General features: G+C 59.9%; 3 protein-coding genes. All 3 read right to left on the bottom strand.

Annotation, left to right across the window (positions count from 1 at the left end; all coding sequences use genetic code 11):
- On the bottom strand, nucleotides 1-1697 hold a 1697-nt coding region (locus B3C64_RS00145; RefSeq protein WP_291532897.1), incomplete at its 3' end, for a hypothetical protein.
- Nucleotides 1698-1883: 186 nt separating this feature from the next.
- Nucleotides 1884-2297, bottom strand: coding sequence for a chorismate mutase (locus tag B3C64_RS00140; protein ID WP_291532895.1), 414 nt, complete (start codon nucleotides 2295-2297; stop codon nucleotides 1884-1886).
- Between the two features lie 85 nt (nucleotides 2298-2382).
- On the bottom strand, nucleotides 2383-2850 hold the full coding sequence (locus B3C64_RS00135) for an Lrp/AsnC family transcriptional regulator (protein ID WP_291532893.1): 468 nt from the start codon (nucleotides 2848-2850) through the stop codon (nucleotides 2383-2385).
- Nucleotides 2851-3073 lie beyond the last annotated feature (223 nt).

Below are 3073 nucleotides of genomic sequence, written 5' to 3'. Positions count from 1 at the left end.
TCACTGTGGCGCGTGCGGCTTCCATTGCGTCGTGCGGTGCGCTTCGCCGAGCCTCCATCGGCAGAGGCTCCCTTGGCTGAACCGTCATCGTCCAAGCCACCGTCAGCCGAAGACCCACCTGCGGAATCGGCGTCACCCGAACCATCATCTGCGGAATCGGCGTTCATGGAGCCATCCGCATCGGCATCGGCGCCGAACTGGTCCGCGAACCGGATGGCGATCTGATGGAACGCGCTCGCCTGGCCGGTATGTTCGCTGGCGGCGGCCAAATCGTCCATCGCCGCATCCACCTTGTTCCGCGCCGCCTTGAGCTTCTCGTTCGTTCCGATGCCGGAGCGTACATCGGCAATCGCCCGCGCTTCAACATCGCGTGCGGTGCTCGAGGAAGCACCCAGCTGACGCAATCGCGCGGTATACGCATCGGTGAAATCCATCGAATACGGAATCATCGCCGCGGAAAGCCGCGACTGGCCGGCACTGTAGTCCTTGGAACCACGTTGCCGCTCCTCGCCGGAGCGCCTGTTCAGCTCGGCGAGCAGATCGGATGTGCCGCGCTGCTCAATCGTGCGTATCACCTCATCCACCGCATCGGCGGCGCCTTCATGCCGGTACGCCGCGCTCACGTCGTTCACCGCATTGGCAAGCGTCACCACGGCATGGGCCACATCGGTGTCGCCGTTCAATTCCGACGCGGTGCCGAGGATGGCGGAAAGCTGCGTGGTATCGCCCAGCGAACCGGAAAGATGCGTGGTGTAGGAATCGACATATGCATCGATGTAGGCGTCGAACGCCTGTCGATGCGTCTCGGAACGTGCCGCGATGGTCTGCTTGGCCAGTTCCTTCTCATGGTCGCGAAGCGTTTCGAGCTGCCGTATCAGCGTCTGGTTGCGTTGCGAGCCGACGTTCGTCAATCCATCGACCAGTGTGGATGCGCGATGGGTCAGACCGGCAAGATTCCGTTTGAAACCGTTGATTGCGGCATTATTTCCGGCGACATCGTCCACGGTGCCATCCGCGACACCGCCGGCGCTTCCGGCGTCACCATCGGCAGATGCCGACACCGCGGCGATCGCCAACGCGCTCATCGTGAATTTCCGCGCCGTCACGTATGTGGTGAAGTCGATGTCATCCCCTGTTCCGCCTATCGCGGCCACCAACGTCCGCGTATTGTCGGAAGACACGATCGCACCATCGGACGAGGACACGTCGTCGCCCACACGCACCGGAATGGTGAAGGCGACCACCGGCACCAGTTCCGAGGTCGCGTCATGATTTGTGGAGGTGAGTCTCACATGGATGCCGACCACTCCGGAAGCGCCGGAAATCCGGGAAGCTGCCACATCGGGACCGTCCAGGGTGAAGTCCACATGGATCTTCCATGGCAGAGCCACCGCACCTGCGGGCACATGGCTCGACCGGGTGGCGTCTTGGGAACCGCCTGTGACGGCGTCTTGAGAAGAACCGTCGCCGTTGGAACCATCATCAGCGGTGCCATCGGCGGCACCCGAAGTCAAGTACAGCCGTCCAGGCTCATCCGTGCCGCGATAGGCGCTCATCACATCGGATTCGGACGCCTCCTGGGCATAGGCATCCGCTTGGCGGATGGCATCATGAACGTCTCGCACGCCGACCGCGCCGACCGGCACGCCGCAAAGCACGGCCATGGCGACCGCCGCCGCGAGTTCGCGGCGTCCCATGGCGCGGTTCCACCGACGTTTCCGGAACACGCGCAACTTCCGCGCACCTCGCATACCGAACCTCGCAATCGCCCTCAAAAAACCTTCGCCATACGGCACTCCAAGGTGTTCAATGTAATGCGCGGTATGCCCCAAATCGGCGCACGAATGCCGGAAAACGTTGAAAATCAGCTAAAAACAGACATATCAGGCGAAGACGTCGAGCACGCCGGGATCGCCACCGGCATCGGCGATGCGCTTATGACGGCGCTTGGCTTCGGTCACCACGAATTCGCGATACATCTCGGCGATGTCCGGATCCAATCCGGCACCGACCGCGATGCGGTGCAACCGCTCGATCTGGTAATGCTCGCGCTGGTGGTCGGCCGGAGCGAAGCCCGCACGCGCCTTCAACACCCCCACCTGCGACGTGTATTTGAATCGTTCCGCGAGCAGGGAGACGATGGCCGCATCGACGTTGTCGATGGACTGGCGCAGTGAAGCGATCTTCGCCACTTCCGATGCGACTTCGGGATTGCTCCGCGCGGTCTGGGCATCGATGACGGTTTCGGTTTCGTTGTTTTCTTCTGGCCGAGGCCAACCATGTTCGCTATCGTTCATGGATACAAGATTACCGCGTGCCAGTCACCGAAGCGGGTGACCGGTATCGAAAACGATATCCTTGTTTGACGAAATGGTGGCGCGCCTACTTGGCGAAGTAACGGTGCAGCACGATGGTGGTCTGCGTGCTCACCGGAACCGTCTGATGGATGGTGTTCAGCAACGATTCGAGTTCGCTGGTGGAGGCGGCGCGCGCGACCAGCATGAAACTCGGTGCGCCCGCCACGGAATCACAGGACATGACGCCTTCGATGTTCCGCAGTTTCTCAGGAATCTCACCCTCCAGCGAATAATCAAGCGGAGTCACCGCGATATACGCCTTCACGCCAAGACCGCGTTTCGCATCATCGATGACCGCCTTGTACCCCAAAATCACATTGCGGCGTTCCAGCTTCTGCACACGCGACTGCACCGCGGAGACGGAAAGACCGGTGGCATCGGAAAGCTGAGACAGCGTGGTTCGTCCATTCTTTTCCAACATGCCGAGAATGGTCTCGTCGATCTCATCAAGCTGCTCAACGGTCGAACGCGCCGCCGAGTCATTGCCTGCCATACATTAGCCCCTTTCCCAACAAGCGTGCCGCCTACGGCGCCATACGGCACCGTCCCCTCAGACGGCTCAAGTTGACAACCATTAGAATACCCACCCCACCACATAGAACGACGCCATTTTTCCACATCTTTTTCCGTGATTTTTCAACAAATTTTACCGATTTCTGAAAAATTTTTATATATTATTGAGTGTTCGGAATATTTATTATCTTTTGACTTATTTG

The organism is Bifidobacterium sp. UBA6881, assembly GCA_002451435.1.
Lineage (GTDB): Bacteria > Actinomycetota > Actinomycetes > Actinomycetales > Bifidobacteriaceae > Bifidobacterium.
This window is presented reverse-complemented; position numbering and strand designations above follow the sequence as displayed.